The organism is Salinarchaeum laminariae (genome assembly GCF_023204835.1).
GTDB lineage: Archaea > Halobacteriota > Halobacteria > Halobacteriales > Salinarchaeaceae > Salinarchaeum > Salinarchaeum laminariae.
Map to the genome: position 1 here is coordinate 2432835 of NZ_CP096270.1, position 25792 is coordinate 2458626.

Below are 25792 nucleotides of genomic sequence, written 5' to 3' on the forward strand. Positions count from 1 at the left end.
GGGCACACGCCCGTCAGAAACCAGTCGGTGACTGCAATCTCAGCAGGGGTTCCTCAGCGGCGTCGATTCGAAGAACGAACTGGCGGCTCTGCGATGCTGGCGACAGCAGAAACGTCGGACGAAGAAAAGCGCAGTTCCGACCGCTCAGGGCGACTCGCTTGTCTCGAGCGAGAAGTCAGCACGCGGGTAGGCGACGCAGGTCAGGACGTATCCATCCTCGAGTTCGGGATCGTCGAGCATCTCCTGATCGTCGTGTTCGACGAAGTCTCGCGCGTCGCCATCGGGGATGTGACCTGCACAGGAGACGCACTGGCCTTCTCGGCAGGCGTAGGGGAGGTCCCAGCCTTCGTCTTCGCCCTGATCGAGCAGCGGTTCGTCGTTCGAGACTTCGATCGTCTCGCCTTCTTTGACGAACTCGACGTCGAAATACTCGACTTCGTCGTCGGGGATGTCTCCGGGGCTGGCCCCATCATCCTCACCACCCTCCTCGAGCTCGGCACCCTCCTCACCCTCGCCGACGGCGACGGCGCCACCGCCGCCCGCGCCGAAGGTCCGGTTCGACGGCTCCGGGAAGTCGGTCTCGGGGACTGACTGCGCGCGCTGTTCGAGCACCGCCTGTGAGATGTCCTCGTTGGCCGACCAGCCGGTCCCGCGGGAGAAGTGCACCAGAACGGTGAGCACCGTGAGACCGAGCCCGACCGCAAGGGGCAGACCGAGTTCCATTTGCATGGGCGTTCGAAACGGTGGTTTATCTACATTGTGATCCGCTGACCGCGTCGCCCCGAAGCTGTTCGGATCAGATCGCACCGAGTCTTTTTGTCGATGCGAAGCAAGGGCCGGTCTATGAGTTCCAGCGACCGGTCGTCCATCGAGATCGTCGTCTTCGAGGGATTCGACGAACTCGACGCACTCGGCCCGTACGAGGTCCTCGAGAACGCGGTGGACGGTGGCGCTACCGCCGCGGTGGATCTCGTCACACTCGACGGAGCGACGAACGTGACCGGGGCGCACGATCTGACGATCGCTGCACAGGGCTCGCTCTCCGATCACGCAGACGTAGTCGTGGTGCCGGGTGGTGGCTGGAACGATGGTGCGGACGCCGGGGCCCGAGCGGAAGTCGAGTCAGGAGATCTACCAGAGGCGGTCCGTCGTGCGCACGAACAGGGCGCGGTCGTGGCTTCGGTCTGTACGGGGGCGATGATCCTCGAAGCGGCGGGCCTGCTCGACGGACGACCGGCGACCACGCATCACGGCGCGATCGACGATCTTCGAGCAGCGGGCGCCGAAGTGGTCGACGCGCGCGTCGTGGACGACGGAGACGTCGTCACTGCCGGCGGCGTCACGTCAGGTCTCGATCTGGGATGCTGGCTCACAGAACGACTCTGGGGAGCGGACCTCGCCGAGGAAGTAGCTGCAGCAATGGAGTTCGATCGCTCCGACGACGTCGTCGAAGCGTAACCCTCGCAGGTCGTCGCCGTCGTCGTCACTCCCGAACGATCTCGTGACGGCCGAAACCGTACCGCAGGCGGTTCGCAAGCTTGCGGGCGAACCGATCCTCGCGGCTATCGAAGCGCTCCGCCAGCGCCTGATAAATGAGCGGGACCGGCACTTCCTGCTCGAGAGCTTCCTGCACGGTCCAGGTACCGGTCGAGCCGCCCTCAACGTGGTCGGCAACGTCGCCCAGATCGGAGCCTTCCTCGCGGAACGCTTCCTCGCAGAGGTCGAGGAGCCAGGAGCGGATCACGGCACCGTTGGTCCAGGTCCGCGCGACGGATTCGAGGTCCAGATCGTAGCGACCCCGGGCGAGCAGTTCGAACCCTTCGCCGTAGGCCTGCATGAGCGCGTACTCGACCCCGTTGTGAACCATCTTGACGTAGTGACCCGATCCGACGGGTCCCATTCGATCGTGGCCGTCGGGCCCGGTCGCGACGGCGTCAAACGCCGGCACCAGTTCGTCGTACGCCCACTGCGGGCCGCCAATCATCAGCGAAAAACCGAGTTCGGCTCCCGCGGGACCGCCGCTGGTCCCACAGTCCAGATACGCGGCGTCCGTGGCATCGGCGCGCCGAACGGACGCTTCGAAGTGTGAGTTGCCGCCGTCGACGATCACATCGTCTCCGTCGACGTGCCCGTCGAGCTCGGACAGCGCAGCGTCGACGGGATCCCCGGCGGGGACCATGAGCCAGATACGCGCGTCCTCGCCTAGCGCGTCGGCGACGTCGGGGATCGACTCCGCTGGCTCGGCCCCGGCGTCGACAGCGTCGGCAACTGCCTCTTCGTCGATGTCGAACGCGACGACGTCGTGACCGGCGTCGAGTAGCCGATCGACGACGATCTGCCCCATCCGACCCAGACCGATGACGCCTACGTACATGTCCCGGGCTGCGGGGTGCCGGCAGGTAGTGGTTCCGGTTCACTGCGTTCGCTGCTCACTCCAGCCGACCCGAGTGCGCGTTCAGAACCCTACCCCGGCCGAGAGCATTCCGCCGACGGTCAGGACGCCGATGCCGAGGACGGCCGCAGCACGAAACCACGGCAACGCTGCTCGCGTCGGCTCGCGGAGTTTCCCTGCGTCGAGACCGTCGAACAGTTTGCTGGCACCGATCTCGACCGTGGCCGTCACGCCGAGCCAGAGGACGACCATCGTGAGAATCAGGTGCCCCCGACCACTGCTGGTCAATGGCTCAGTGCTGACCTCACCACCCAAGGTGACGTGATAGAGGACGTGCGCCCCGGAAGCGAGCATCACCACCGCGGCGAACCTCGAAAGCGTAAGAAGACGATCGACGACGGTTTCCAGCGGCTGCGGATCGACGTCGGCGTCCCGACCCAGCGGAAGCACCGCCAGTGCGACGAACACTACACCACCGATCCAGAGGCCCCCGACGAGCACGTGTACCACCGTTGCGACCGAATCCAGCGTCGACATGGACGCCACTGACCACTGGTGGCGCAAAGCAGTGACGATCACCTGCCGATCGACGGCGAACAGAGCCAACGAGAGAGGGAATAGAGCAGCGGATGAGAAACGCACGGAGCAGTCAATAGGCCAGCAATCAGTCCGTCACTCGGCGCAGGAGGGACAGACCAACGCAACACTGCCTTCGTCTTCGAGAATCGTCGTGTGGAGAACGCTCACCGGATGTGATCGGCCACAGACGGCACAGTCGCTTTTCGGGTCTGCGGTGAGCGAGTCAGGAACGCCGTCGCCCGTGGTATCTGACGGTGCCGTTCCCGATCCATCGGCAGTCGCAGTTGATCCCATCCCGTCGGTCACTCCCGCGCCGACGCCGTGATCGACGCCGTGTTCGAGCTCTTGGAACGCGTCCTGGGTCATCTCCTCGAGGACCTCCGCTGCGAGTTCTCGTACGACGCTGTCGGCGTGCTCGGTATCCAGAATCGACTCGACGGACGGCGATGGGTCCTGTCGCGTCTCTTCGAGCCCGTCGACGTACTCGTCGAAGCTCACCGACTCGCCATCGGGGCTATCGAGGGCAGGCTCGTCGACGACGGCATCGATCGGCTCAGTCGAGGGGGCCCGGTCGATCTCGGTGCCCTCGGAGGAGTGTGAAGACGGCCCGGACTGCTCCGAGTTAGCTCCGATCTCAGTCCCGGCGTCAGTTTCCGTTATACTCTCAGTGTCAGTCTCCACCGCGTTGCCAGCGCCCGGTTCGTTTGTGCGTGACTCAGCAGTGGAGTCCTGCGTTTGAGCGGCGAGGTCGACGGCGACGCTGAGGGCTTCCTGAAAGCTCGCCGGTTCGTAGCCCCGCTCGGCGACGAAGAGTTCGTGAACGCGATCGCGAAGCGGGGCGGGGACGCGAGGCTGAGAGTACTCGTCTCCAGCCCGATCGTCGTCCCGGTTCATGCTCTGGTATCGGGACTCCTCCCTAATAAATTGAAGTGGTAGCTGCGGGAACCGAACAGTGTGCGGGAATCACGTCCGTCGGATCGAGCGGCTGCGTTCGCCCCCTCAAGTGGCATATTGGCAGGCGCTCGATTTCTCAGGACGTGGGAATCGGACCCGATCATACAAGGCTGTGTTCAGTATTATTGACCAGAGATCGCCAGATGACCCACGCAGAACTCACCGTCACGCTCCCGGATGGGACGTGGATCAAGGACGTGTCCACGAAACATCCCAGCGCCACCTTCCGGGTGCTCGCAGCGCTTCCGGGGGGTGACGCCGGATTCGGCCTCGTCGAACTCACTGCGTCGGATCCGCGACCGGTGCTCGCTGACATGGAGGATCACGACGCAATCACGCGACTGGAACTCCTCCAGGCCGGCGAGGACCGCGCGATGGTCCAGTTCGAGACGACCCAGCCGCTCCTCCTCTTCTCCGCGCGCGAGTCGAGAATGCCGATCGAACTCCCCGTCGATATCGTCGACGGTACCACGACGCTGGAGCTGACGGCCTCCCGGGATCGCCTCTCCGAACTGGGTCGTCAGTTCGACGCCTTCGGTCTCGAGTTCGACGTCGAGTACGTGAGCCCACGGGCCGAGTCCGAGCGACTCCTGACGGACAGACAGCGCGAACTCATTACGACCGCGATCGAGATGGGCTACTACGACACGCCACGAGAGTCTTCGATGACGGAGCTGGCCGATGCCCTGGATATCGCGAAATCTACTTGCTCTGAGACGCTTCACCGAGCAGAAGAGAAAGTGATCAAGCGGTTCGCCGACGATCAGCTCCGATCGCCTGAATCTGCGACGGTCGAGACGAACTAACCATGCCACACGCCCCGCTACCAGACGGCCTCCCCGCCGTTGCCACCGAACACGTCAGCAAGAACCGCGTTTCTACTGAACACTCCATCCGGAATTCCTCTTCGCGCCGCCCGTACCGCGACCGAAAGTTCACCAACAGTCGAGCGGCTGATACTCTTGGGAGGGTGATCTGAATGGACGCTCTCACCACCGCCGTCGTCGCTGCGAACACTGTGACGCTCGTCTTCGGGAGTGCGATCGTCTTCCTCGCCTACCGTGCGTACACCCGAACCGGATCGAGAGCCCTTCGAGCGCTGAGCGTGGGTCTCGGGCTCGTGACGCTGGGAACGCTTCTGGGCGGATCGCTTCACCAGCTCACGGCCGCATCGCTACTCCAGAGCATCGCTGTTCAGAGCGCATTCACAGCGCTGGGCTTCGTCGCCCTCGCCTACTCGTTGTTCGTCGAGCGGTCGCCGACCGCGACGATCGTCTCCTCCTCGACGGAGTGAGTTGCCTTCGGCCGGACAGCTTCCTCACAACCTTCTTGCGCCACCGCTGAGAACGTCCAGCCGATGTCAGACGACAATCTCGGCTTCCACACGCGGAGCCTGCACGCCGGACAGGAGGCGGACCCGACGACTGGGGCACGCGCGCCCCCGATCTACCAGACCACGTCCTACGAGTTCGACGACGCCGAGCACGCGGCGTCGCTCTTCGCGCTCGAGGAGCCCGGCAACATCTACAGCCGGATCATGAACCCCACCAACGGCGTTCTCGAACAGCGACTCGCATCGCTGGAGGGCGGCGTCGGTGCGATCGCAACGTCGAGCGGAATGGCAGCGCTCGACCTTGCAACGTTCACGCTCGCGAGCGAGGGCGACAACGTCGTTACGGCATCGGCGCTGTACGGCGGGACCTACACCTACTTCACCCACACTGCACCCCGGCGCGGGATCGAGACGCGCTTCGTCGATACGTTGGACTACGACGCGTACGCGGACGCGATAGACGACGATACCGCCTACGTCCATCTGGAGTCGATCGGCAACCCCGCTCTCGTGACGCCCGACATCGAGCGCATCGCGGAGATTGCCCACGAGAACGGCGCCCCGCTGTTCGTCGACAACACATTTGCGACGCCGTATCTCTGCAACCCGCTCGACCACGGCGCCGACCTCGTCTGGCACTCGACCACGAAGTGGATCCACGGTGCTGGCTCGACGATCGGCGGCGTGTTGATCGACGGCGGCGACTTCGACTGGACCGCGGAGGACTACCCCGAGATCGCCGGCGACAATCCGGCCTACCACGGCGTGAACTTCAAAGAACGGTTCGGCGAACTGGCCTTCAGCATGACGGCACGGGCTCGCGCGCTGCGGGACCTCGGCAATCAGCAGGCGCCCTTCGACGCCTGGGTGACGACCCAGAAACTCGAGACGCTTCCCCTCCGGATGGAGCGCCACTGCGAGAACGCCATGGCCGTCGCCGAACATCTGGACGACCATCCCGAGGTCGAGTGGCTGACCTATCCGGGTCTCGACGATCACGAAACCCACGACGTAGCGTCCGAGTATCTCGACGGCGGCTACGGCGGGATGATCTGCTTCGGTCTCGAGGGGGGCTACGACGCAGCGCGAACGACCGTCGAATCGACGGAGCTCGCGAGCCTCCTCGCGAACGTCGGCGACGCGAAGACGCTAATCATCCACCCCGCATCGACCACCCACCAGCAGCTAACTGACGAAGAACAGCTCGCCAGCGGCGTCACCGACGACCTCGTTCGCCTCTCCGTCGGTCTCGAAGACGTCGAGGACGTGATCGACGACCTCGATCAGGCGATCGACGCCGCGACCGAGTAGGACGGCCCGCCCACAGGCGTCCCGCTGCAACGGACGACGTCAGGAGTCGGCCCGTGGCGCGAGCACGAGGAGCGCCGTACTATCCTCCAGCGCGTGCGGCGAGATGTCCCGATCACCGTCGAATCGTGCGACGTCGCCGGGAGAAAGCTCGTGTTCCTCGTCGTCCAGCACCACCGCGATCGACCCACTGAGGAGGTGGAACACGATCTGGCGATCGGGGTGGCTGTGTGCTGCGATTTCGTCACCGGCCTCGAGCGCGAGCCTGATCGTCTTGGGTTCGTCCTCGAACAGCACGGCGTGTGGTTCTGACTCGAGATCGTCGAGCGAAACCAGCTCGGTCGTCATTCCTTGGGCAGTTCGGCCTCGAACTCGTTCGGGCCAGTCTTCTCGACCTCGTATCCATCGACGTCGAACGCGTCGACCTCGGCCTGGAACTCATAGAAGAGTGGTTTTGGCTCGTGATCGTTGACGATCGTGAGCGTGTCGCCGGAGTCCATCTCGTCGAAGGCCTCGTGGATCAGTGGATGGCGCTTTGGCGGCGAAACGTCGCGCAGGTCCAGTCGTGGCATGCGCTCGTACGTCCGATCGCTGGCCAACTCCGCGTTGTGCCGAACGTATTCGGTAGGAACAAAACGAGCGTCCGATGGCTATTCGTCGGCGAGTGCGCGCAGCGTGCTCCGTGCAGCGACTGGATCGACGCTGTACTTGAATGCAGGCCGATCGTCGAGAAGGACGTAGGGAACTCGCTCACCGTACTCCTCACGGAGTTCTGGATCCTCATCGACGTCGACGATCGACAGCGAGAGGTCGACGTCCTCTTCGCTCGCTACGGAGCGAAGCGTCTCGATTGCGTCGTCGCACAGGTCACAGTTCTCGCGCGTGTAGACAGTCCCGGAGACGGACGCCATACGAACGAGTGAACTGCCAACGAAAAACGCGTTCCGATCCTGAAACCGCCAGACTCCAGCACCCGGTCAGCGATCGTAGGACGACGGCGGATCGCGCTCTGCGACGGCATCGAGCAGCGTCGCGAGCGCCTCCGCAGCGGCCGAAAGCAGTGCCTCGCCACGCTGGGCATCCGCAGCGCTCGGATCGCCGACGACCCCGCTCTCGGCGAACTCGACGCTGTCGAAGGCGAGGTTGACTCCGGCGACCCAATCGCCCCACTCCTCGCTCGCGCCGGCGACTGCCTCCTCGAGTCGGTCCTCGCGGACGAGATCGGGTTCGACGCGCAGGAGCATCGACGTCTCGACGGGGCCCGCGTGTCCCATGTCGGAAGCGTCGGTTGAGTCGAACCAGGTGAACGGCACCGCGTAGGCGTCGCCGTCGCGAGAGAGACTGCCCGCGACCTCTCGGAGTGCGTCGACGTTGCCGCCGTGGCCGTTGACGATGACGATGCGATCGAAACCGTGGTAGGCGAGGCTCGCTGCTGCCTCGCGGACGTACGCACGAAAGGTATCCTCGCTCACCCACATCGTGCCGTCGAACTGGCGGTGCTCCTCGGCGATGCCGACCGGAATCGCCGGAGCGACGACGACGTCACCCTCGTACGCATCCACGCCAGCCTTCGCAACGGCTTCGGCGGCGATGGTGTCCGTCGCGAGTGGTGCGTGGGGGCCGTGTTGCTCCGTGCTACCAACCGGAAGGACGGCGAGATCGGTGTCGACGGCCGCGGCGTCGGGCCAGGCCACCTCCGCGAGATTCATGACCAGACGATCGGACCCGACGCTCTTCAACCCCAGCGATCTGGACGCGGGCAACCCTTCGCACGTCGACAAGCGTCCACGCGTCGCTTCGAGATCGTCGACAGACAACGTCGGAGGCGAACCTGCTCTCTTGCGATCCAGTTCCCCGACACTTATTGCGTCGCTCGTCCCACCGGTCTGTCATGAGCGATTCGCGGCCCGGAATTCGCCTGAGTGGGTTCGGGCTCGCCTTTCTCGCGTTTTTCCTGACTCGATTCCTGGTCGCCGGAGCCACACGGGCCGAAGTCGACACGTTCGTCTTCGCTATTCTGGTCCCTCTCGTAGCGGGACTGGGCCTGACGATCTACGGCGTCGCAATCGGGGTCGGAGCGGTCTCGCACGATTACGCTCACACTGTCTGGCGCTGGTCCGTACTTGGAACGTTCACGATGGTGCTCGTCCTCGCCACAGCCTCGCTGAACACGGTGCTCCAGGGCGAGCCACTCGACCAGCTCTGGGAACAGTCCGGAATCGTGATCGCGAACGTGTTCCTGGGCGGCGCAATTCTCGGAGCGATCGTCGGCCATCGTACTGCCAGAAGCAGACGGAAGAACGAAGAGCTCGTCCAGTACGCCGAGCGAGCGATGCTCGTCAACCGACGGCTTCGCCACGAAATTCTCAACGTCGCAGCGATCGTGAAAGGGTACGCCCACGGGATCGAGGACGACGAGATCGAAGACGCCAGCACCGCAATCAGAGAGTCGACCGAGCAGATCGAGCGAACCGTCGATCACGTCAACGAGTTCGCCGGAACGACGGGGGAGGTCGCCCCAACCGATCTCGGCGACGCAGTCGAGAGAACGCTCGAATTATTCCCAGACGACGTCGAGGTGACGGTCGCCGGATCGATTCCCGACGATACCCTCGTCCGTGCTGACGATCGACTCGAACTGCTCGTGGCGGAGCTCGTCGAGAACGCAATCGAACACGCTGGACCGAACCCAGACGTCGCCATCGAACTGACCCCGAACGGACGGACCGTCGAACTTACCGTTCGTGACGACGGCCCCGGTCTTCCCGAAACAGCGAAAGAAGTGCTCGCAGCACGCTCTCTCCCCGAATACGACGATCCGTCCTTCGGCTACGGTCTGCAGATGGTTCGGCTCCTCGTCGAGCAGTACGACGGCGCGATCGCAGCTACCAGCGACGGGGGCGCGTCGGTGACTGTGACACTCCAGCGGACGCGAGAGCGATCGACGCCAGCTCTCGCTCTGGGCGTGCCGGTCGTTGACCTCCTCAGAGTGTCCGTCGCAGCACTCGTTGCCGGATTTGCTATGGGGCTACTCATGGACCACATCGCGGGCATCATGCCCACCCTCGGCGCGATGTACGGCGTCGAGCACGGGCTCGTCGGGTGGGTCGCCCACCTCTTCCACAGCATCCTTTTCGCGCTGCTGTTCGCTGCTGGCTGCACTGTCGCACCGCTCGACGACGTTGCGTCGACGGTTCGGGGATCGACTGCCCTGGGACTGGGCTGGGGACTGGTGCTGTGGCTCGTCGGTGCGGGCATCGTCATGCCAGTCTGGATGATGGCCGTCAACCTCGATGCAACCATCCCGAACCTCACAGTGATCACCCTGGTCTCTCACGTAGTGTGGGGACTGCTCCTCGGCGCACTCTACCCCATGTTGCCTGACAACGGGGACTTCGTTCCTGACGTCGGTGGGATCCTCCGAAACCTCGTTCCAACACGATAGGGCGGTGTAGAGAATCGATCCGAGGACCGACCGAGCGGCACTGATCGTCTTGCCAGTTGGGCAGCCCGTACAAATCGATCGGCTTGGACAACTGGACAACGCGAATAACTAAGCGGCTCGGGAGACCGAGTGTCACGAGCAACTGAGCGGCTTCGATACCTGCTTCGTTCGAACAACTGATCGGACAGAACAGCCGTAACCGTGAAGCGGTTGATCCAAGCGCCAGGCGAAAGGGAGTCACCTACTGGAGACTGTCACGATCCGCAGGAGGACGTGACGATGCGCTAGGGATAGAAACTCGTCGCGACCGATCAATCGTCGTCGTCAGTCTCCACGTCCGTCTTCGCTCTCCGCTCGGCCGCTCGCTCGACGAAGGAATCGGGGAGCTCGTCTATCTCACCAGCCTGTACAGCCCAGAGATGCGCGTAGAGACCGTCGCGTGCGAGCAGGTCCTCGTGCGAGCCACGCTCGACGATGCCGCCGTCCTCGAAGACGAGGATCTGGTCTGCGTCTTTGATGGTCGAGAGCCGGTGTGCGATCGCGAACGTGGTGCGGTCCTCCGTGAGATCGTCGAGGGATCGCTGGATCAGCATCTCCGTCTCGGTGTCGACGTCGCTGGTCGCCTCGTCGAGGACCAGGATCTTCGGATCCTTGAGGACAGCACGAGCGATCGCGATACGCTGGCGCTGCCCACCGGAGAGTTTGACGCCACGTTCGCCGACCTCCGTGTCGTAGCCCTCGGGGAGGTTGGTGATGAAGTCGTGAGCCTCCGCGGCTTTCGCTGCGTCCACGACGTCCTCGCGAGAGGCGTCGAAACTACCGTAGCGGATGTTGTCCTCGACGCTGCCGTAGAACAGGTAGGTGTCCTGCTGTACGTAGGCAAGCTGTCGGCGGAGGCTCGGAAGTGTCACGTCGCGCACGTCGGTGCCGTCGATCTGGACGGACCCGTCGTCGACGTCGTAGAGGCGAAGGAGGAGCTTTAGGACGGTCGACTTGCCCGCGCCCGTGGGCCCAACGAGTGCGACCGTCTCACCACCGTCAACGTCGAAATCGACCGAGTCGAGAATCAGCTCGACCGATTCGTCGTCATCGAGCGTCGCGGGATCGTCGTAGCTGAAGCTCACGTTCTCGTACTCGACGGAACCCTCGGTCACCTCGAGTTCCTTGGCGTCGAGCGACTCCTCGACCCGTCCGCGTTCGTCCATCAGCCCGAAGACGCGAGCACTGGATGCGCGCGCTCGCTGGTACATATTGATGATCTGCCCGAACTGCGCCATCGGCCAGATGAACCGCTGGGTCAGTAGGATGAACGTGACGAACTCACCGGTCGAGATCGGCTCCGTGAAGAACCACGGACCCTGCCCAGGCTCGGAGACGACCCAGAGACCGCCGACGAGGAAGGTCACGACGAAGCCGAAGCCGGCGAGCACGCGAAGACCCGGGAAGAACTTGATTCGCGTGTCGATCGCATCCCAGTTCGCGTCGAAGTAATCCTGCGAGACGTCGTCGACGCGATCCGATTCGTAGGATTCGGTCGTGGAGGCCTTGATCACGGAGATGCCGCCGAGGTTGTTCTCGAGACGGGAGTTAACGTTGCCGACCGTCGAACGGACCTCTGCGTACTTTGGCTGGATGATCTGGATGAAGACGTAGGTGAAGCCGGCGATGAGCGGAACCGGCAGGAGTGCCACGAGCGCGAGCTGCCAGTTGTAGTAAAAGAGCACGCCGGCGATCCCGAGCACCATCACCGAGAGGCGGAACAGCGAGTTCAGGCCGTCGTTGAGGAACCGCTCGAGGCGATTGACGTCGTTGGAGAGGATCGAGAGGAGTTCGCCGGTCTGCTTGTCGGCGAAGAAGTCCATGTCCAGCCCCTGCATCGCGTCGTAGGTATCCGTCCGTATCGCGTGTTGGATGTTCTGTGAGAACGCGTTGAATCCCCAGTTCCGCGTCCAGTGGAAGATCGCTCCAACAGAGAACGTCGCGGCGATCAGCCCGACGGTGAACCAGACCTGACCCTCCTGGCTCGCCGGAATCCAGCCGTCGGGAACGAGCCAGATCGCAGCGTAGGACTTCTCCTGGCTGAAGATCGCGTCGACGGCGAAACCGAGCAAAATTGGCGGAACGAGGTCGAGCAGTCGAGCGCCGATCGAGGAAACGATACCTGTGATGAGATAGCGGAGATTCGGAACTCCATACACCCGAAAGAGACGCTTCATCGGATTTTCGACCCGTTCTCGTTGCTCCTCGAACGGATCGTCGTCGACGGCTACGTCACCGGCACTCATTTGCACATTCTGGGCAGCCGAGGCGTTTTAGGCCTACGATTCGAAACAGGTCTCTTCCGCCCCGTCTACGGTAGTGCCGCCGTACTCGATTCGAACCGGATCACCAGCGGCGATTCCGTTCTCGGACGCCAGACCGATCGGCACCTCGATGACGTACTGTCCGTAGCCGGGATACTCCTGGTTCGAACCCGTCTCGTTTGGTCCCGGCTCCGGGGCCGGATTGACCGACGTGATGCAACCGTTGGCGTCGACGTAGATGATGTCGATCCCGAAGTCCATCTGCCGCATGACGAAGGTGTGGTTCCCCGGCTCGTCGTAGACGAACAGCATTCCTTCGTCGTCGGCCAGCGAATCGTGGGTGCTCAGCCCCTCCCATCGTTCGTCTTGGTCATCAGCTATCTCGAGATCAACAGTAGCGACGCGCTTGTCTCCATCGTAAATGACGGCGGACCCTTCCGGATCGCTTGGCTCGTAAAGTGCTGCACCAGCTGCTATGAGGAGGACCGCGAGAAGCAGTCCGACGACCAGCGTCAGCACGTACCGTCGCTGCACGGCGACGGGTTCGTGCCCGGGACAGAAAGGGTTATCTGCGCGGCTCGGTGATTTTCCAGCGGCGGGTTCGTGGTCTAGTTGGTTATGACGCGGCCCTTACAAGGCCGAAATCGGTGGTTCAAATCCGCCCGAACCCATTTTCATCTTCAATCTATCTGAAAATCTCAGAGGCCACCATTGGAAACGCTACCAATACAGCGGACCCCAGTAACTGGCCCAGTTACCAGACCGGAGTGCATCAGCCTTTATTACTTCGGAAATCAGAGCAGAAATAGCCGTGACTCCGTCCCACGTTTCAACGGACGGTGCCGCTGCAGCGTACCTGTTAGCAGCGTCTGAAGGTGCGTTTCTGGGCACGACACTGACACTGGTCGCCACCCAAGAGTTCTCGATGTACGTTGGTGCTGGCGCACTTCTGGGTTTGTTTGGTGGGATCCTCTTCGCAAAGCGATACGTCGACGCGAACGAGTAGAGCCCGCTCTAATTCGATTACCGAAACAGAGTAACAGACAGGGACGGTAGCGGGTCACTTGCCCCAGCGTCTACTGCTTCAGATTCGTTGACATCGCCACCGTCTCCGTGGTTACCGTCTTCTGTTCTGTCTTCAGAATCGTCGTCGCCTTCTTCCTGTTCCTCCTCTTCTTCCTGTTCCTCCTCTTCTTCCTCTTCCTCCTCTTCTTCACTCTCCGCGTCTTCGAAAGCGTCGCTATCGTCGTCCTCACCGGGGGTGTCGTCCGCGTCTTCGGATGCCGACCCCCCGTCTTTGGATGGTTCCTCACCATCCGCGGTCGAGTTCGTGTCTAACGAGTTGGTGGATTCGGTCCCCTTCGGAGGCTCGATGCCAGTATCGTCGTCACCCGTCGACTGATTGGTGTCATCCTCGTCGCTGGTAGCAGCGCCTTCCTCGGTAGTATTCTCGTTGTCAGTGGCGTCCTCTCTGCCCGTTGCATTCGCGTCCTTGTCGTCAACGCTCTCGTTCTCGGCTTCCGCAGTTCCGTTTCCGTCCGACTCCGTTCCGTCGTCACCCTCGTTAGTTGCTTCATCCTCGGTGTCGTTCGCATCGTCGCCCGATTCAGAGTCGTTCTCTGTTCCGCTCTGGCCGTCTTCAGCACCCTCCGAATCGGCGTTCGTATTGTCGAAGCGGCTCGGATCTTCGAACGAGTTCTCGGTTCCGTCGAACCCGTCGAAGGGCTCACCGTTCCCGTCGACGGAAAGATCGGTGAACCGGTTGCCGGCAACGCCGATGCCTCCAGAAACGCCGGCTTCCCCGTTGTTTTGCGACATCACACTATCGAAGTCGCTGTCGAACACCCCTTCGAACAGCGCCAGGCCGTCTTCGGCGTTCCCGGAAACGTCCGCACCCGCTACAGAGAGTGCTCTCCCATCGAGGATACCGATCCCGCTACCGTCGTTGTCGGTCGCCGAGACCGACACGAGCTGCGTGCCTGCGCCCGTGATGAAGAACCCGTGATTGCCGTTTCTGGCCGAAGCGACGTTCTCGAAACGCGCCGACGAGGGACCAGCCGGATTGACGGCCCAGGAATCGACGCCGACCTGAATGCCGTTACTCCACCCCTCGACCTGCAGATTGCGAACGGTAACGGCATCGACGCTGGAACCGGCCGGATCGTAGACGTGCACGCCGACGCTCAATGAGGCGCCGACCCCGCTGACGACGTGTCCGTTCCCGTCGACCGTGACGCCAGCGCTCTGAATCCCGATACAGACGGACCGCTCCAGCCCGTTACCGAGCCCCACGGGTATCCCCGAGGCCCCCTGGATGTCCTGCGTGAGTTCGTAGGTGCCCGGTTCGGTGATCAACCGACACTCGCTGATGGACCGTCTGGAGTTCGAGGATTCGTCGGTCTCGTTCGAACCCTCTATCTCCTGCGCATCGCCGGATTCCCCTGAGGAGTCAGAATCTCCTGCGTCCTCTGCGTTTTCGGACTCCCCTGACTCACCGGAATATTCGGATTCGTCGCCAGACTCTGATTGCTCGCTTTCATTGACCCCGTCGGTGGTCTCATCGTGTTCTTGGTCGTTCGAATCCGAGTGCTGTGCGTCGTTGGGCCCCTCCGAGGAATCCCCATCCGTTGCATCATCACCTGATTCGTCGGCGTCGTCGTTCGCGCCACCACTGTCATCGGTGGAATCACCGTCAGCGGAGTCGCCCTGCGTCGCAGAGTTGTCGTCGCTCGTCTCAGGATTCGGCTTCGGGTTCGTTTCAGAGTCCGTCTGTGGGTTCGTATCCGCATCCTGTTCGCTGTCGTCTTCGTTATCGTCGTCCCCACCCGATGTCGTGTCTGCGTCCTGTGAGCTGGTTCCGTCTGCGCCGTCACCGTCTTCGGCGGAACCGCTATCCTGCTCGCCGGCGTCCTGAGCCTGACCGTCATCCTCCGTGTCGTCCGTGTTACTCTGGTCCTGCGCAGTCTCGTTCACCGTCGCGTTGGCAGATTCGTTCGCAGGGTTGGCATCCTCCACACCAGGATCCCCATCGTCCTCTCCAGCCCCTCCGTCATCTTCATCCGTGGCTCCGTCGTTCACCTCGCTGGACATTCCATCACCGACAGGGTTCCCCGAGGAGTCCGGATCGTCACCAGTGACTGTGTCGTTCGTCCCGGATGGCGGCGCCTCGACTCCGGACGGTCCAGCGTCGTCGGCGAGCGGCCCGGTACCGAGGTCTCCACCGATAATCGTGAACGTGGCAATGCCGAAGAATAGGAGCAAGAAACCGACGGCAACGAGCATTCGGGTCTGCTCTAGCAGTTTTGGCTCTTGCTCGGACGGAGTCCCCACCATGTGACAGCGCGACAGGAGATTCCCCCTTCAGTGTAGTTACGTCCTGGAACAGGTAGGAGCAGCTTCGACTAGGGTACGCATCCACCTCGTTACCAGTCTACGACGGCTACATTCGATCTGGTCGTTGAGATCACGTGCATCCACTGGCAGTACTCGCACAATGCAATACGAAGCACGAGCGAACGGAACCGCGCGAATCGACCAAACGAGCGGTTACTCGGATTCGGAACCAGCGGCCTCGAGACCAGTGACGGTGATCTGCTTCGCTTCGACGTCCTCGAAGGTCGCGCTCCAACCGCCGACGGTGTGGCGTTCGGTACCGTCATCGACGACGATCGTCGCCGTCCCGGCGAGTTCGAGCAACTCCGAATCGAGAGCAGCTGCGGCTTCGGAGACGTACTCGGTGTCGACCACGACACCGGAGATCGTCACGTCCTGATCGTTTTCGGTATCGCGGCCCTCGATCTCGACGCTGACGCGTGCGCCTTCGCGAATCGGCTGGATGTACTCCAGCAGAAACTGTCGGACGTCGGCGTACCGCGTGGGGGTTCCGCCCGGCTCATCGGAGAACGTGACCGGCCACGGAAGCCACATGAAGATGAGGAAGTGCCAGAAGAACACGTACGTGAACGACCGGTTCTCGAGAATCATGCCGTAATCCTCGATGGCCGCAGGATTGGACGCGAACGCAGTTCGCTGGAGATCGGAGGTGACGATGAACGGGGAGGGGCGCGGGCGTCGGTGGACTTCCGTACAGACGCCCTGGAAGTCAGGCGCATCGAGTTCCTGATCGTCACCACGGTAGAGGAGCGTGACGTTGACCGTGACCCCACGCCCTTTTGCCTCGGCGAGGTCGTCTCGCAGCTCCTCGAACTGGTCTGGCGTCAGCGTCGCGTGGATCTGCGTATCGGCGTCCGCGACGAACATCCGTGCCGCTTCGAGCACGGTATCGAATCGCTTCACGATACTGACTGTATGGCTGTCGAGCGTCGGCTGCTCGTAGCGATCGGTGATCTCCTCTGCCGCGCTCTCGAAGCGGTTGGCGCGCTGTGTGAGGTTCGAGACGACGGTTTCCGGATCCGTCGCGCGGGCCTGGAACGTGTCCTGTTCGTAGAGCTCGACGTAGCCGAGTTCGTCCAGATCCCGGAGCACGTCGTAGATTCGCGCGTCGGGCACCTCGCTCGACCGCGCAACTTCGGTCGCAGAGGCAGTTCCCAGTTCGAGGAGTGTAACGTACGCGTCAGCCTGGTAGAACGAGAGGTCCGCTGCCTGGAGGACCTCCGACAGTTCCTCGGTATCCATTGACACGAGTTGACCACTCCAGTAGGTAAAAAGTATCGAGTTTGGCGAATATTCGCGTCCGGCAGCGGGGTGGTGAGGGACGAGAGGCAAAGAGAATGGTAGTACGGCGGGTACGAGGAGCGACGACGAAGAAACGCAGCCTGTGGAAAATTTCTGCGTCCGGAAACTAGCGGGTAGAACGAGTCAGTTACTCCATCGAGGGATACGGAACGGGACCATCGAGCAGGGGATCGTCCGAGTTCGTCATCCACTCGAAGAGTTCCTTGCGAAGCCGATCGACTACATCGGCGTACTCTGGATCCGCGTCGCCGGCTTCGTCCGCCGTCTCGAACGGTTTCCGATCGGATGCGAGGTTCTCCAGCTCGTGGGGATCGGCTTCCAGGTCATAGAGCTCCTCGACGGGCCTGTGTTCCACGTAGAACTCCTCCTGAACCGCCCGGCCAGCGGGCGTCGGAGCGACGTCCATCGGAACGAACACGCGAGGGAGTAGTGAGAAGTTTCGGACGTACTTGTAGCGCTCCGTGCGGATCGCACGAATCGGATTGTAGCGATCGTGCCAGGTCATTTCGCCGAAAATGCGATCTCGGGACTCGTAGGTATGTTCGCCAGTCTCGCGAAGCGCTGGTGCGAAGGATTTCCCCGCAACGTCAGTCGGCGGCTCGACGTCGAGGAGGTCCAGCATCGTCGGCGTGAAATCCACGTTGCTGACGAGCTCCTCCCGGGCCGCTCCACCGTCGACGACGCCCGGCTGATAGAGCATCAGAGCAGTTTCCAGACCGGCGTCATAGCACGTACCTTTCGCACGCGGCATCGCGAGCCCGTGGTCGGTGGTGAAGACGAACAGCGTTTCGTCGGCGAGGCCGGCGTCCTCGAGAGCGGAGCGATATTCGCCGACTGCGGGGTCGAGCGTCCCTGAAATCAGCGAGTGAAGATCTGCGACGTCTTCTCGAACGCCCGGAGCGTCCGGGAGGTAGGGAAAATCGGCGGTATCGGTCGCGTCGGGATCGGAGTCCTCGTAGACGTCCTCTGGAAGGTACTCTCGACGGAACGGTCGATGGGGCTCCTCGATACCGATGGAGACGAAAAACGGAGATCCCGCTCCTGCGTGCTCGCCATCCGCAGCACGTGTCGAGAAAAATTCGTCGACGACGTCGACCAGTTCGAGTGCACGTTTCGTGCCGTCGTCGACCTGATCGTATCCCAGCCGTTCCGGTTCGTCCGGCACTTCGTGCTGGAACCCCAGGAGGTGCGTGGAGTACCCAGCCTCGCGGAGATACTTCGGGAGCGTCATCCAGTCGTCGTCGAGCGACCAGCCCATGTGCGCAAGGCCCATGACGCCGTTTTCGTGTGGATACGCGCCGGTCATCATGCTCGAACGGCTGGGCGAGCACTGGGGCGCCGTACAGAAACTGTTCTTCATCCGAACGCCGTCTGTTGCGAGTCGATCGAGATTCGGGGTCTCGACGTCGGCCCCGTAACATCCCAGGTGTTGCCCGAGGTCGTGACAGTGGACGAGGACCAGGTTGGGACGGTTTGGATGCACGTCGGCTGGTACGTCTCCCATGAACGAAGAGATGTCGCCCGGATACTTAATGGCGGATCTCGGGGGCCACCTTCGCCGGCTCCGGGACACTTATCGGTAACTATGTCCGTAATTAATCAATAAATTTGAAGTAATGGGATTGCCATGGTTGTTAATGAGATGCCTGACGATCAGCAACGATCCCACCGAACGCGACGAGACGTACTCAAGACGACGGGGGCGGCATCTGTCGTCGCCACCGCCGGGTTGGCAGGCTGCTTCAACGATTCGGGCGGTAGTGATTCGGACGTCGAGATCATCGGCGTCTGGGCCGACGCCGAGCAGGAGGACTTCTCGGCCGTAATGGACTACGCCGAGGGGGAGACGGACCTCAGTCTCAGTTACTCCTCCCGTACGACCGACGCGCTGCTATCGAACACGCTGGTCGACTACGAGAACGGGACCGCGACGGCGGACATCGTCGTGATGCCGTCACCGGCCCGCGTCATGGCCGACGGGGAGAACGGTCACCTCGCAGACCTGGGTGACACGTGGGATGCGGAGAACTTCGCAGTCGATCCGGACCGCGTTAGCGGGGAGGGGGGCGTCTACGCCGCACCGTTCAAGATGGACCTCAAACCTGGATTCTGGTACCGCAAGTCCTTCTTCGACGAGCACGATCTCTCCGAACCCGAGAGCTGGGACGAGTTCATGACGCTACTCGCCGACATCGCAGAGATCGACGGCGTCGACGCGCCGATCGCCTCCGGTAACGGGACTGGGTGGCCCCTCAGTGACATTACGGAGGGGTTCTTCATGCGGCAGGAGAACGGTGCCGAACTCCAGCAGAACCTCATCAACGGGGAGGCATCGTTCACCGACGATCGCGTCACGACCGCGTTCGAGGAGATCAAAATGCTCCACGACGAGGAGTACTTCAGCGTGACACGCGACTTCGGCGTCCAGTACGAGTACTTCTGGGACGGCTCCTGTCCCCTGTACTTCATGGGTTCCTTCACGCCGGCCCAGGACGCAGTACAGGACCCCTCGGACCTCGGCGTGTTCCGGATGCCCGGTGGCAACGGGATCACGTCCAGCATCAACTGGCTCACTGTCCCGACCTACTCGAGCAACGTTGAGGACGCGAAAGAGGCCGTGAGTTCGATCGTCTCCGCCGGTGGCCAGGAGGTCTGGGCCGAACGCGGCGGCTTCATCGCAACGAACACCCAGGTACCGAGCGACGCCTACCAGATCGAGGTCATGGCACAGCTGCCACAGCTCGCGAACGAGGTCACCGTCGTGCCCGACCTCGACGACGCCCTCGGCGACCCATTCCAGAGCGAGTTCTGGTCCCAGCTGAAGGGCCTCTGGGCCTCGCCGAACACGGACGTTGACGATATCACGTCGTCGCTCGACACTGCCCACGAAGAAACCCTCAGCGAGTAACCGTGTCCACCGGATCGAACTCTAATCGGACGGCAGACGAGAGCTCATCCCGACGGTTCGGGGGGATGTTCGACCCCGAGGAGCTCCGCCGCCGAAATCTCGTGTCGCTCGGGATGGATCTCCTCATTCTCGTGACGACGGGGTTCCTCGCGATTCTCTTCACGAAGGGGTTGATGGCGTCGTTGGTCGCACTGATCCCCGTTGGCACACTCCTCTACTTCGGATGGGCCTCCTCCAGAGCGTTCTTCGTCTCCCAGCTCCTCGCGATAGGGGTCGCTATCGTCGCTACCTACACCTACATGCTGCCGTACTGATCGGCGCTCTGTAGTCGCCGGTCGAACTGTATTCTCGACGAGTCGGCGTGGTGCGTGATCTTCGTACTGGCTGTTCGGTGTACTCGACTACTGAGTGTATCATTTCTAGGTAGTGAATCAGCACAGCAGACAGCCACGGAACCCCCTCTCGCCCGACGCGGCTAACTCGCTGTCGTCCGATACGGCAATGCTCTCTCGTGATCACGAAAGACGCTCCGCGCCTTTCGAACGACGCTCCTCGGCTAGCTTCGCTCACCTGTGATGCTTATTCCGAAAGACGTCGATTCGCTCGTCTTTCGACGTTCGCCTCACTCCCCTCGGCTTACCTTTGGTAGCTGCGACGACCAGTCGGCCCCTTCCGAAGTATCGAAGCATCGGGATCCTTCTTACCTCGCGAGGGCTTTGCTCTCGCTAGCCTCAACCGGAGGCCGTCCCGGGGAGCGAAGTGCGGGGGTTCCTCGGGCGTGCCTTGCACTGGGGATCGACCGCCGGCTACAGTCCGCTGGATGCTCCACCGGGGCGAAGACCCTCCCCAAATCCACCGGGTGGGACTGGAAGGGGCCGTCCGCTCGCGTTCGCTCGCGAAGTCAAGCACCGCAGCCGACCACTGGGAGGCGAGGAGCACAGCGAGCGAGCGGGCGCGAGCGGTAGGGGGCTGTCGCGGCGCAAGCCGCGACGTCGGGAGATCTTTGATCTCCCGGAATCCAAACGGTTCGCTGTCCACGTCACTCCGCGATGAGCAATTGCAATACTCAGTAGTCGAATCGAGCAACATCGAGAACTGTAGGAAGACCGAATATCGGCGGAGTAACGGAAACTCCAAAAACGAAACGCCGCAGTCAGTCCGCAACCGCAGCGACCATCCCTTTCTTGTAGTACCGCTGGAGGACGATGAACAGAAGCACCGGGACGATCATCGTCAGCACCGATCCAGCGGCAACGAGGCCCCAGTCGATCTGGAGTCGACCCTTCATCAGCGGGAGGACCTGCGGTGCGAGCTTGTTCTCCTGGGACCGCATGAACACCAGTGGGAAGAAGAAGGAGTTCCAGACCCAGGTGAACTGAATGACCGCGACCGACACGAGCGCGGGGGCTGAGTAGGGCAGCACGATCGACTTGAAAATCTGGTAGCGCGACGCACCGTCGACGCGTGCGGCTTCCTCCAGCTCCTTCGGAAGTCCGAGCAAGTAGTTACGGAGGAACATGACGACCCACCCCATTCCCCACCCGATGTGGACCAGAATGAGCCCCATGTAGGTGTCGAAGAGGCCGGTATCCTGCAGCGTGTTGTAGTTCCCCATCGCGACGAGCTCCGGCGGCGCTGCCATCACGATGATCAGCAAGAAGAACAGGAACGTCTTGAGCGGGAAGTCGAACCGAGCGAACGGGTAGGCGATCATCGTCCCCAAAAGCGTGACTGCGAGGACGGCCGGAATCGTCACGATCGCCGTGTTGACCAGCGCCTGTCGCATCGGTCCGGATTCGTAGTTCCAGGCCTGCTCGTAGTTCTCGAAGGTGATGGTCAGATTCTCGAACGTCCACCAGCCCTGGATGATCTCGCTGAGTGGCCGAACCGAGGCCATGAAGAGACCGATCAGGGGAACGAGCCAGAGCAGCGCGATTCCGATGGCGATCGCGTAGCGAGCGGCACGCGGAGCCGACGGCAACGAGTCGACGAGCCGGGTGCTGAGATCTCGGTCGTCGGTCGGAGCCGTGTCCGGTACGTCGTACCGCACGCGCGTCCCGCCGTCGGTTCGACTCGATCCGGTCTCCGACTCTGCCGCCCCGTCGGTGTGTGGTGTATCAGTCATTGTGATCTAGTCCATGCGAGCGATGTAGTACGCCATCGGGAGCGCGATGAATAGCTCGACGAGAGCGACGACCATCGCCCTCCCGTACTCGATCGGATGAGAGAACGCCGACTGGTAGACCTCCAGTCCCAGGACCGAGTAGACCCCATTCGGACCACCAGAGGGGCCACCTGCGGCGTAGACGATGGCGAAGATCCGGAGCACCCAGATCATCCCCATGATCACCACGACTGCGGTCACTGGCTTGACGAGCGGCCAGATGATGTCTCTGAACCGTCGGTATCTGCTAGCGCCGTCGACGCGGGCGGACTCCAGCAAGGACGGGTCGATCCCCGCGAGTGCAGAACTGTAGAGGAGCATACTGAAGCCGGTCTGGACCCAGACTCCGCCGAGGATCAGCGCGTACATGGAGAGCTGGGGCTCCTGCAGCCAGTTCCTGACCTGGCCCTCGAGGCCGATGGTCCGGAGGAGTTCGTTGAAGATTCCGGCCTGCGGGTCGTAGACAAACAGGAGGACGAGCCCGATGACGACGGTCGGCGTGGTGAACGCGAGGAACACCATCGACCGGAGAATGCGTCGCCCTCGCAGGTCGGAGAAGAGAAGTGCGAGTCCGAGACCGAGGAACGTACTCAGTGGGACGTGGATGACCATCCAGATCAGATTCTGGGGAAGTGCCCCCATCGGATACTCGAGCTCTTTGATGTTGTCCCAGTTGATCACTGCCTCGTCCTGGAACGTCTCGACCCAGATGTCCAGGCCGACGAAATGCATCGGGTCGAAGGCGTCCCAGACCCAGAAACTTCCCCCAACAGAGTAGACCATCGGGTAGACGGAGAAGATCGCGAACAGCGTCAGCCCCGGAACCATGAAGACGAGGATCGCCTTCAGCTTCTCCCAGTCGACGTCGCGATCGAACCAACCGTCGGGGTCGTTTTCCAGGGACATGGTCAGGCGACGAGCATCCCGTCTCCGTCGTAGAGGTAGGCGTCTTCGGGCTCGAACAACAAGTGGACGTGCTGACCGGGCCTCACGTCCGTCGTCGGCACCTTGACGCTCACGAGCGATCCGGCCACGTCGACGTTGACGAGGACGTACTCTCCCAGAGGCTCGACGGTTTCGACGGTCCCCTGGATGGTCCAGTCACTGTCTGGCGCATCCGGCGAAACGGTGAGGTCCTCCGGCCGAACCCCGAGCGAAACCGATTCGGAGGCGGTCTCCCCTTTCATCGGCAGCGTGTTGTCCTCCCTGAGATCGAGCGTGCCGTTCTGCTGGGTCCCCTCGAAGAGGTTCATCGGCGGGGAGCCGATGAAGTTGGCAATCCAGGTCGTCTGTGGGCGTTTGTACAGCTCCTGGGGTTCTGCGACCTGCCGGATCGTCCCCTCGTTCATGACGGCGATTCGGTCACCCATGCTCATCGCTTCCTCCTGGTTGTGGGTGACGTAGACCGTCGTGATGTCGAGCTCGTTCTGGAGGCGTTTGAGTTCCGAACGCATCTCCAGACGGAGTTTCGCGTCGAGATTTGACAGCGGTTCGTCGAGCAAGAACACGGACGGCTCGCGGACGATCGCTCGTGCGAGTGACGTTCGCTGACGTTGCCCGCCGGAGATCTCCGCGGGATCGCTTCCGAGTTGATCCTCGATGTGGAGCAGTTCGGCCGTTTCGGCGACGCGCTCGTCGCGCTCCTCCGGTGGAACGCCCCTGACCTTGAGCGGGTACTCGATGTTCTCCCGCACGTTCATGTGCGGATAGAGCGCGTAGTTCTGGAACACCATCGCGACGTTCCGGTCAGCGGGCGCCAACCCGTCGACCCGATCGTCGTCGAAGTATATCTCACCCTCGGATGGCGTTTCGAGGCCGGCTATCATCCGGAGTGCAGTCGTCTTCCCACAGCCAGACGGCCCGAGGAAGACGAGGAACTCCCCGTCCTCGACCTCGAGATCGAGCTTGTAGTTGGCGACTGTCTCACCCCCGTCGAAGTACTTGCTGACCGACCGCATGGAGATGCGGGTCATCGGCGTACCCCAACATTATTCGTTTACGGCACTTATAATTAATCATTCCTAAGGGACTTGTAAGACGTAGGTTAGATCGCTTCTCCCCATCGATTTGTCGGGATGACCCAACAATTATTTATGAATACTGGGATAAATTGGAAGCGATGACCTCCCGCGGATTCGACTACAGCAGCTACCCGCAGGTATCCGGGGAACTGTTCCGTGCAGTCCAGCACGCCGAGCTGTTCGACGACCCAAAACAGTTCGTCGACGCGGAGCCTCGCGTGCCGGTCGATCTCCTACTCGAGCGGTATCTCGCCGTTAGTGACGGAGCAACCTTCGATCTCGAATCGTTCGTCGACGAGCATTTCCGGCTCCCGGAGCCGGTGGCAGCGAATCCCCAACTCGACCCCTCCCGGACGATGGACGAACACATCGAGGCACTCTGGGATCCACTGACGCGGTCCTTCGAAATCGACCCGACCGCCGGAACTACTCTGATTCCACTGCCGAATCCTCACGTCGTCCCGGGCGGGCGCTTCCGTGAGATGTACTACTGGGACAGCTACTTTACCGCGGAAGGGCTCGCCGCGTGTGATAGGCTCGAACTCGTCGAGGGGATGATCGACAACGTCGCGTCGCTCCTGGAGCGCTTCGAGTTCGTTCCGCTCGGAAATCGCGTCTACTACGACAGTCGCTCACAGGTGCCCCTGTTCTATCGGATGCTCCGGATCCTCGAGCGCGAACGTGGTCCGGGGGCCGTGGAACCCTACGTCGACGCGCTCCGGACAGAGCACGAGTTCTGGATGGACGGGGCTGACCGGATCGACGCGTCCGGTGCGCAAAGCGACCGAAGCCACCGGCGCGTGGTCGCACTACCAGACGACACCTTCGGCAATCGGTACTGGGACGACAGAGCGCGTCCCCGACCGGAATCCTACTGGCAAGATCGAACGCTCGCTTCAGAGGTTCCGACGGACGATCGACCCGGGCTGTTTCGTGACCTCCGGGCGGCCGCCGAGTCCGGATGGGACTTCAGCACGCGGTGGCTTGCCAACCCCGCGGATCTCGCGTCGATCCGTACGACAGATATGCTCCCAGTCGACCTCAATTCGGTGCTCTTCGGCGTCGAATCGGCCCTCTCGGAGTGGCTTCCCCTGATCGGGGAGGACGACGCCGCCGAGCGCTACGCCGCGGCAGCAACTCGGCGAAGCGAGCTGATCGAGGAGTACTGCTGGGACGACGACGCGTCCTTCTACGTCGACTACTGCTGGACTGACGCCAGAGCAGCCGACCGCGTGACACTCGCTGGCGTGGCGCCGCTGTTTACCGGAGCTGCAGAGCAGCGACGCGCCGACGCAGTCGCGAAGCGGCTGGAAGCGGAGTTCCTCCACCCCGGCGGCCTCGTCACGACGCTCGAAACGTCCGACGAGCAGTGGGATGCCCCTAATGGCTGGGCACCGCTACAGTGGATGGCGGTCACCGGGCTGCGGCGATACGGTCACGACGATCTCGCCGACGAAATCGCGGAGAGATGGGTGACGCTGAACCGGTCGGCGTTCGAGGAGACCGGGCGGATGGCCGAGAAATACGACGTCGAATCGGTGACGACGGCCGACGATAGCGGGGAGTACCGTCTCCAGTATGGTTTTGGATGGACAAATGGTATCGCGGCGGCGCTGGGTACCTCTATCTGAGCGAGCCACACCTTTCGGAATCGACCGTTCTTCCTCCTCCAAGAATCCACTCCTCGAGG

The 25792-nt window shown here is 62.3% G+C and carries 24 protein-coding genes and 1 tRNA gene; 9 read left to right on the forward strand and 16 right to left on the reverse strand.

Annotation, left to right across the window (positions count from 1 at the left end; translation table 11 throughout):
- Positions 1 to 144: 144 nt before the first annotated feature.
- A complete protein-coding gene (locus MXF70_RS15265; RefSeq protein WP_259370354.1) occupies positions 145 to 723 on the reverse strand; it encodes a 2Fe-2S iron-sulfur cluster-binding protein in 579 nt (192 codons plus the stop codon).
- Between the two features lie 120 nt (positions 724 to 843).
- Here MXF70_RS15265 and MXF70_RS11475 point away from each other — a divergent pair, with 120 nt between their 5' ends.
- Entirely contained in the window at positions 844 to 1458 is a 615-nt protein-coding gene (locus tag MXF70_RS11475) for a DJ-1/PfpI family protein (protein WP_248515772.1), read from the forward strand.
- A gap of 25 nt (positions 1459 to 1483) precedes the next feature.
- Here the strand turns inward: MXF70_RS11475 and MXF70_RS11480 are convergent, their stop codons facing one another.
- From MXF70_RS11480 to MXF70_RS11490, 3 genes are all read right to left on the reverse strand, one after another.
- Positions 1484 to 2374 (reverse strand): decarboxylating 6-phosphogluconate dehydrogenase, encoded by an 891-nt coding sequence (locus tag MXF70_RS11480; protein WP_248515773.1) that lies wholly within the window; start codon positions 2372 to 2374, stop codon positions 1484 to 1486.
- Positions 2375 to 2455: 81 nt separating this feature from the next.
- Complete coding sequence (locus tag MXF70_RS11485) at positions 2456 to 2929, reverse strand: copper resistance protein CopD (RefSeq protein WP_248515774.1); 474 nt, start codon at positions 2927 to 2929, stop codon at positions 2456 to 2458.
- Between the two features lie 135 nt (positions 2930 to 3064).
- On the reverse strand, positions 3065 to 3865 hold the full coding sequence (locus tag MXF70_RS11490) for a hypothetical protein (RefSeq protein ID WP_248515775.1): 801 nt from the start codon (positions 3863 to 3865) through the stop codon (positions 3065 to 3067).
- A 203-nt stretch (positions 3866 to 4068) separates the two neighbouring features.
- On the opposite strand from MXF70_RS11490, the gene MXF70_RS11495 reads away from it, so the two are divergent.
- From MXF70_RS11495 to MXF70_RS11505, 3 genes are all read left to right on the forward strand, one after another.
- On the forward strand, positions 4069 to 4731 hold the full coding sequence (locus tag MXF70_RS11495; protein ID WP_248515776.1) for a helix-turn-helix domain-containing protein: 663 nt from the start codon (positions 4069 to 4071) through the stop codon (positions 4729 to 4731).
- Between the two features lie 173 nt (positions 4732 to 4904).
- A complete protein-coding gene (locus MXF70_RS11500) occupies positions 4905 to 5219 on the forward strand; it encodes a DUF7521 family protein (RefSeq protein WP_248515777.1) in 315 nt (104 codons plus the stop codon).
- A 63-nt stretch (positions 5220 to 5282) separates the two neighbouring features.
- Positions 5283 to 6569, forward strand: coding sequence for an O-acetylhomoserine aminocarboxypropyltransferase/cysteine synthase family protein (locus MXF70_RS11505; RefSeq protein ID WP_248515778.1), 1287 nt, complete (start codon positions 5283 to 5285; stop codon positions 6567 to 6569).
- A gap of 39 nt (positions 6570 to 6608) precedes the next feature.
- Here MXF70_RS11505 and MXF70_RS11510 read toward each other — a convergent pair whose 3' ends face one another.
- From MXF70_RS11510 to MXF70_RS11525, 4 genes are all read right to left on the reverse strand, one after another.
- Positions 6609 to 6914 carry a cupin domain-containing protein gene (locus MXF70_RS11510; protein ID WP_248515779.1) on the reverse strand — a complete coding sequence of 102 codons (306 nt, stop codon included), beginning with the start codon at positions 6912 to 6914 and terminating at the stop codon, positions 6609 to 6611.
- Entirely contained in the window at positions 6911 to 7138 is a 228-nt protein-coding gene (locus MXF70_RS11515; RefSeq protein WP_248515780.1) for a DUF2249 domain-containing protein, read from the reverse strand. Before MXF70_RS11515 ends, MXF70_RS11510 begins: the two co-directional genes overlap by 4 nt.
- 78 nt (positions 7139 to 7216) lie before the next feature.
- Positions 7217 to 7477 (reverse strand): glutaredoxin family protein, encoded by a 261-nt coding sequence (locus MXF70_RS11520; RefSeq protein ID WP_248515781.1) that lies wholly within the window; start codon positions 7475 to 7477, stop codon positions 7217 to 7219.
- Positions 7478 to 7543: 66 nt separating this feature from the next.
- Positions 7544 to 8275, reverse strand: coding sequence for a creatininase family protein (locus tag MXF70_RS11525; RefSeq protein ID WP_248515782.1), 732 nt, complete (start codon positions 8273 to 8275; stop codon positions 7544 to 7546).
- A gap of 182 nt (positions 8276 to 8457) precedes the next feature.
- Between MXF70_RS11525 and MXF70_RS11530 the strand changes: the two genes are divergently transcribed.
- Positions 8458 to 10011 carry a sensor histidine kinase gene (locus MXF70_RS11530; protein ID WP_248515783.1) on the forward strand — a complete coding sequence of 518 codons (1554 nt, stop codon included), beginning with the start codon at positions 8458 to 8460 and terminating at the stop codon, positions 10009 to 10011.
- Between the two features lie 311 nt (positions 10012 to 10322).
- On the opposite strand, the gene MXF70_RS11535 is transcribed toward MXF70_RS11530, so the two are convergent.
- Both MXF70_RS11535 and MXF70_RS11540 read right to left on the reverse strand, forming a co-directional pair.
- Positions 10323 to 12296: an ABC transporter ATP-binding protein gene (locus tag MXF70_RS11535; RefSeq protein ID WP_248515784.1), complete on the reverse strand. Its 1974-nt coding sequence runs from the start codon at positions 12294 to 12296 to the stop codon at positions 10323 to 10325.
- 33 nt (positions 12297 to 12329) lie between these two features.
- Complete coding sequence (locus tag MXF70_RS11540; protein ID WP_248515785.1) at positions 12330 to 12848, reverse strand: DUF192 domain-containing protein; 519 nt, start codon at positions 12846 to 12848, stop codon at positions 12330 to 12332.
- A 63-nt stretch (positions 12849 to 12911) separates the two neighbouring features.
- Here MXF70_RS11540 and MXF70_RS11545 point away from each other — a divergent pair.
- A tRNA-Val gene (locus MXF70_RS11545) sits at positions 12912 to 12985 on the forward strand.
- A gap of 352 nt (positions 12986 to 13337) precedes the next feature.
- Here the strand turns inward: MXF70_RS11545 and MXF70_RS11550 are convergent.
- The 3 genes from MXF70_RS11550 to MXF70_RS11560 form a co-directional block, all read right to left on the reverse strand.
- Entirely contained in the window at positions 13338 to 15647 is a 2310-nt protein-coding gene (locus MXF70_RS11550; protein WP_248515786.1) for a right-handed parallel beta-helix repeat-containing protein, read from the reverse strand.
- Between the two features lie 213 nt (positions 15648 to 15860).
- A complete protein-coding gene (locus tag MXF70_RS11555) occupies positions 15861 to 16949 on the reverse strand; it encodes a TrmB family transcriptional regulator (RefSeq protein ID WP_248515787.1) in 1089 nt (362 codons plus the stop codon).
- A 187-nt stretch (positions 16950 to 17136) separates the two neighbouring features.
- Positions 17137 to 18513, reverse strand: a complete 1377-nt coding sequence (locus MXF70_RS11560; RefSeq protein ID WP_248515788.1) for a sulfatase family protein — start codon at positions 18511 to 18513, stop codon at positions 17137 to 17139.
- Between the two features lie 138 nt (positions 18514 to 18651).
- Between MXF70_RS11560 and MXF70_RS11565 the strand changes: the two genes are divergently transcribed.
- Together MXF70_RS11565 and MXF70_RS11570 are read left to right on the forward strand one after the other, a co-directional pair.
- Positions 18652 to 19917, forward strand: a complete 1266-nt coding sequence (locus tag MXF70_RS11565; RefSeq protein ID WP_248515789.1) for an ABC transporter substrate-binding protein — start codon at positions 18652 to 18654, stop codon at positions 19915 to 19917.
- Positions 19918 to 19982: 65 nt separating this feature from the next.
- Positions 19983 to 20231 carry a hypothetical protein gene (locus MXF70_RS11570; protein WP_248515790.1) on the forward strand — a complete coding sequence of 83 codons (249 nt, stop codon included), beginning with the start codon at positions 19983 to 19985 and terminating at the stop codon, positions 20229 to 20231.
- Positions 20232 to 21070: 839 nt separating this feature from the next.
- Here MXF70_RS11570 and MXF70_RS11575 read toward each other — a convergent pair.
- The 3 genes from MXF70_RS11575 to MXF70_RS11585 are packed head-to-tail and all read right to left on the reverse strand — an operon-like array spanning position 21071 to position 24039.
- Positions 21071 to 22042 (reverse strand): carbohydrate ABC transporter permease, encoded by a 972-nt coding sequence (locus tag MXF70_RS11575; protein WP_248515791.1) that lies wholly within the window; start codon positions 22040 to 22042, stop codon positions 21071 to 21073.
- A gap of 6 nt (positions 22043 to 22048) precedes the next feature.
- Entirely contained in the window at positions 22049 to 22987 is a 939-nt protein-coding gene (locus tag MXF70_RS11580) for a carbohydrate ABC transporter permease (RefSeq protein WP_248515792.1), read from the reverse strand.
- A 2-nt stretch (positions 22988 to 22989) separates the two neighbouring features.
- Complete coding sequence (locus MXF70_RS11585; protein WP_248518397.1) at positions 22990 to 24039, reverse strand: ABC transporter ATP-binding protein; 1050 nt, start codon at positions 24037 to 24039, stop codon at positions 22990 to 22992.
- A 161-nt stretch (positions 24040 to 24200) separates the two neighbouring features.
- Between MXF70_RS11585 and MXF70_RS11590 the strand changes: the two genes are divergently transcribed.
- Positions 24201 to 25733: a trehalase family glycosidase gene (locus tag MXF70_RS11590; protein WP_248515793.1), complete on the forward strand. Its 1533-nt coding sequence runs from the start codon at positions 24201 to 24203 to the stop codon at positions 25731 to 25733.
- Positions 25734 to 25792: the final 59 nt, after the last annotated feature.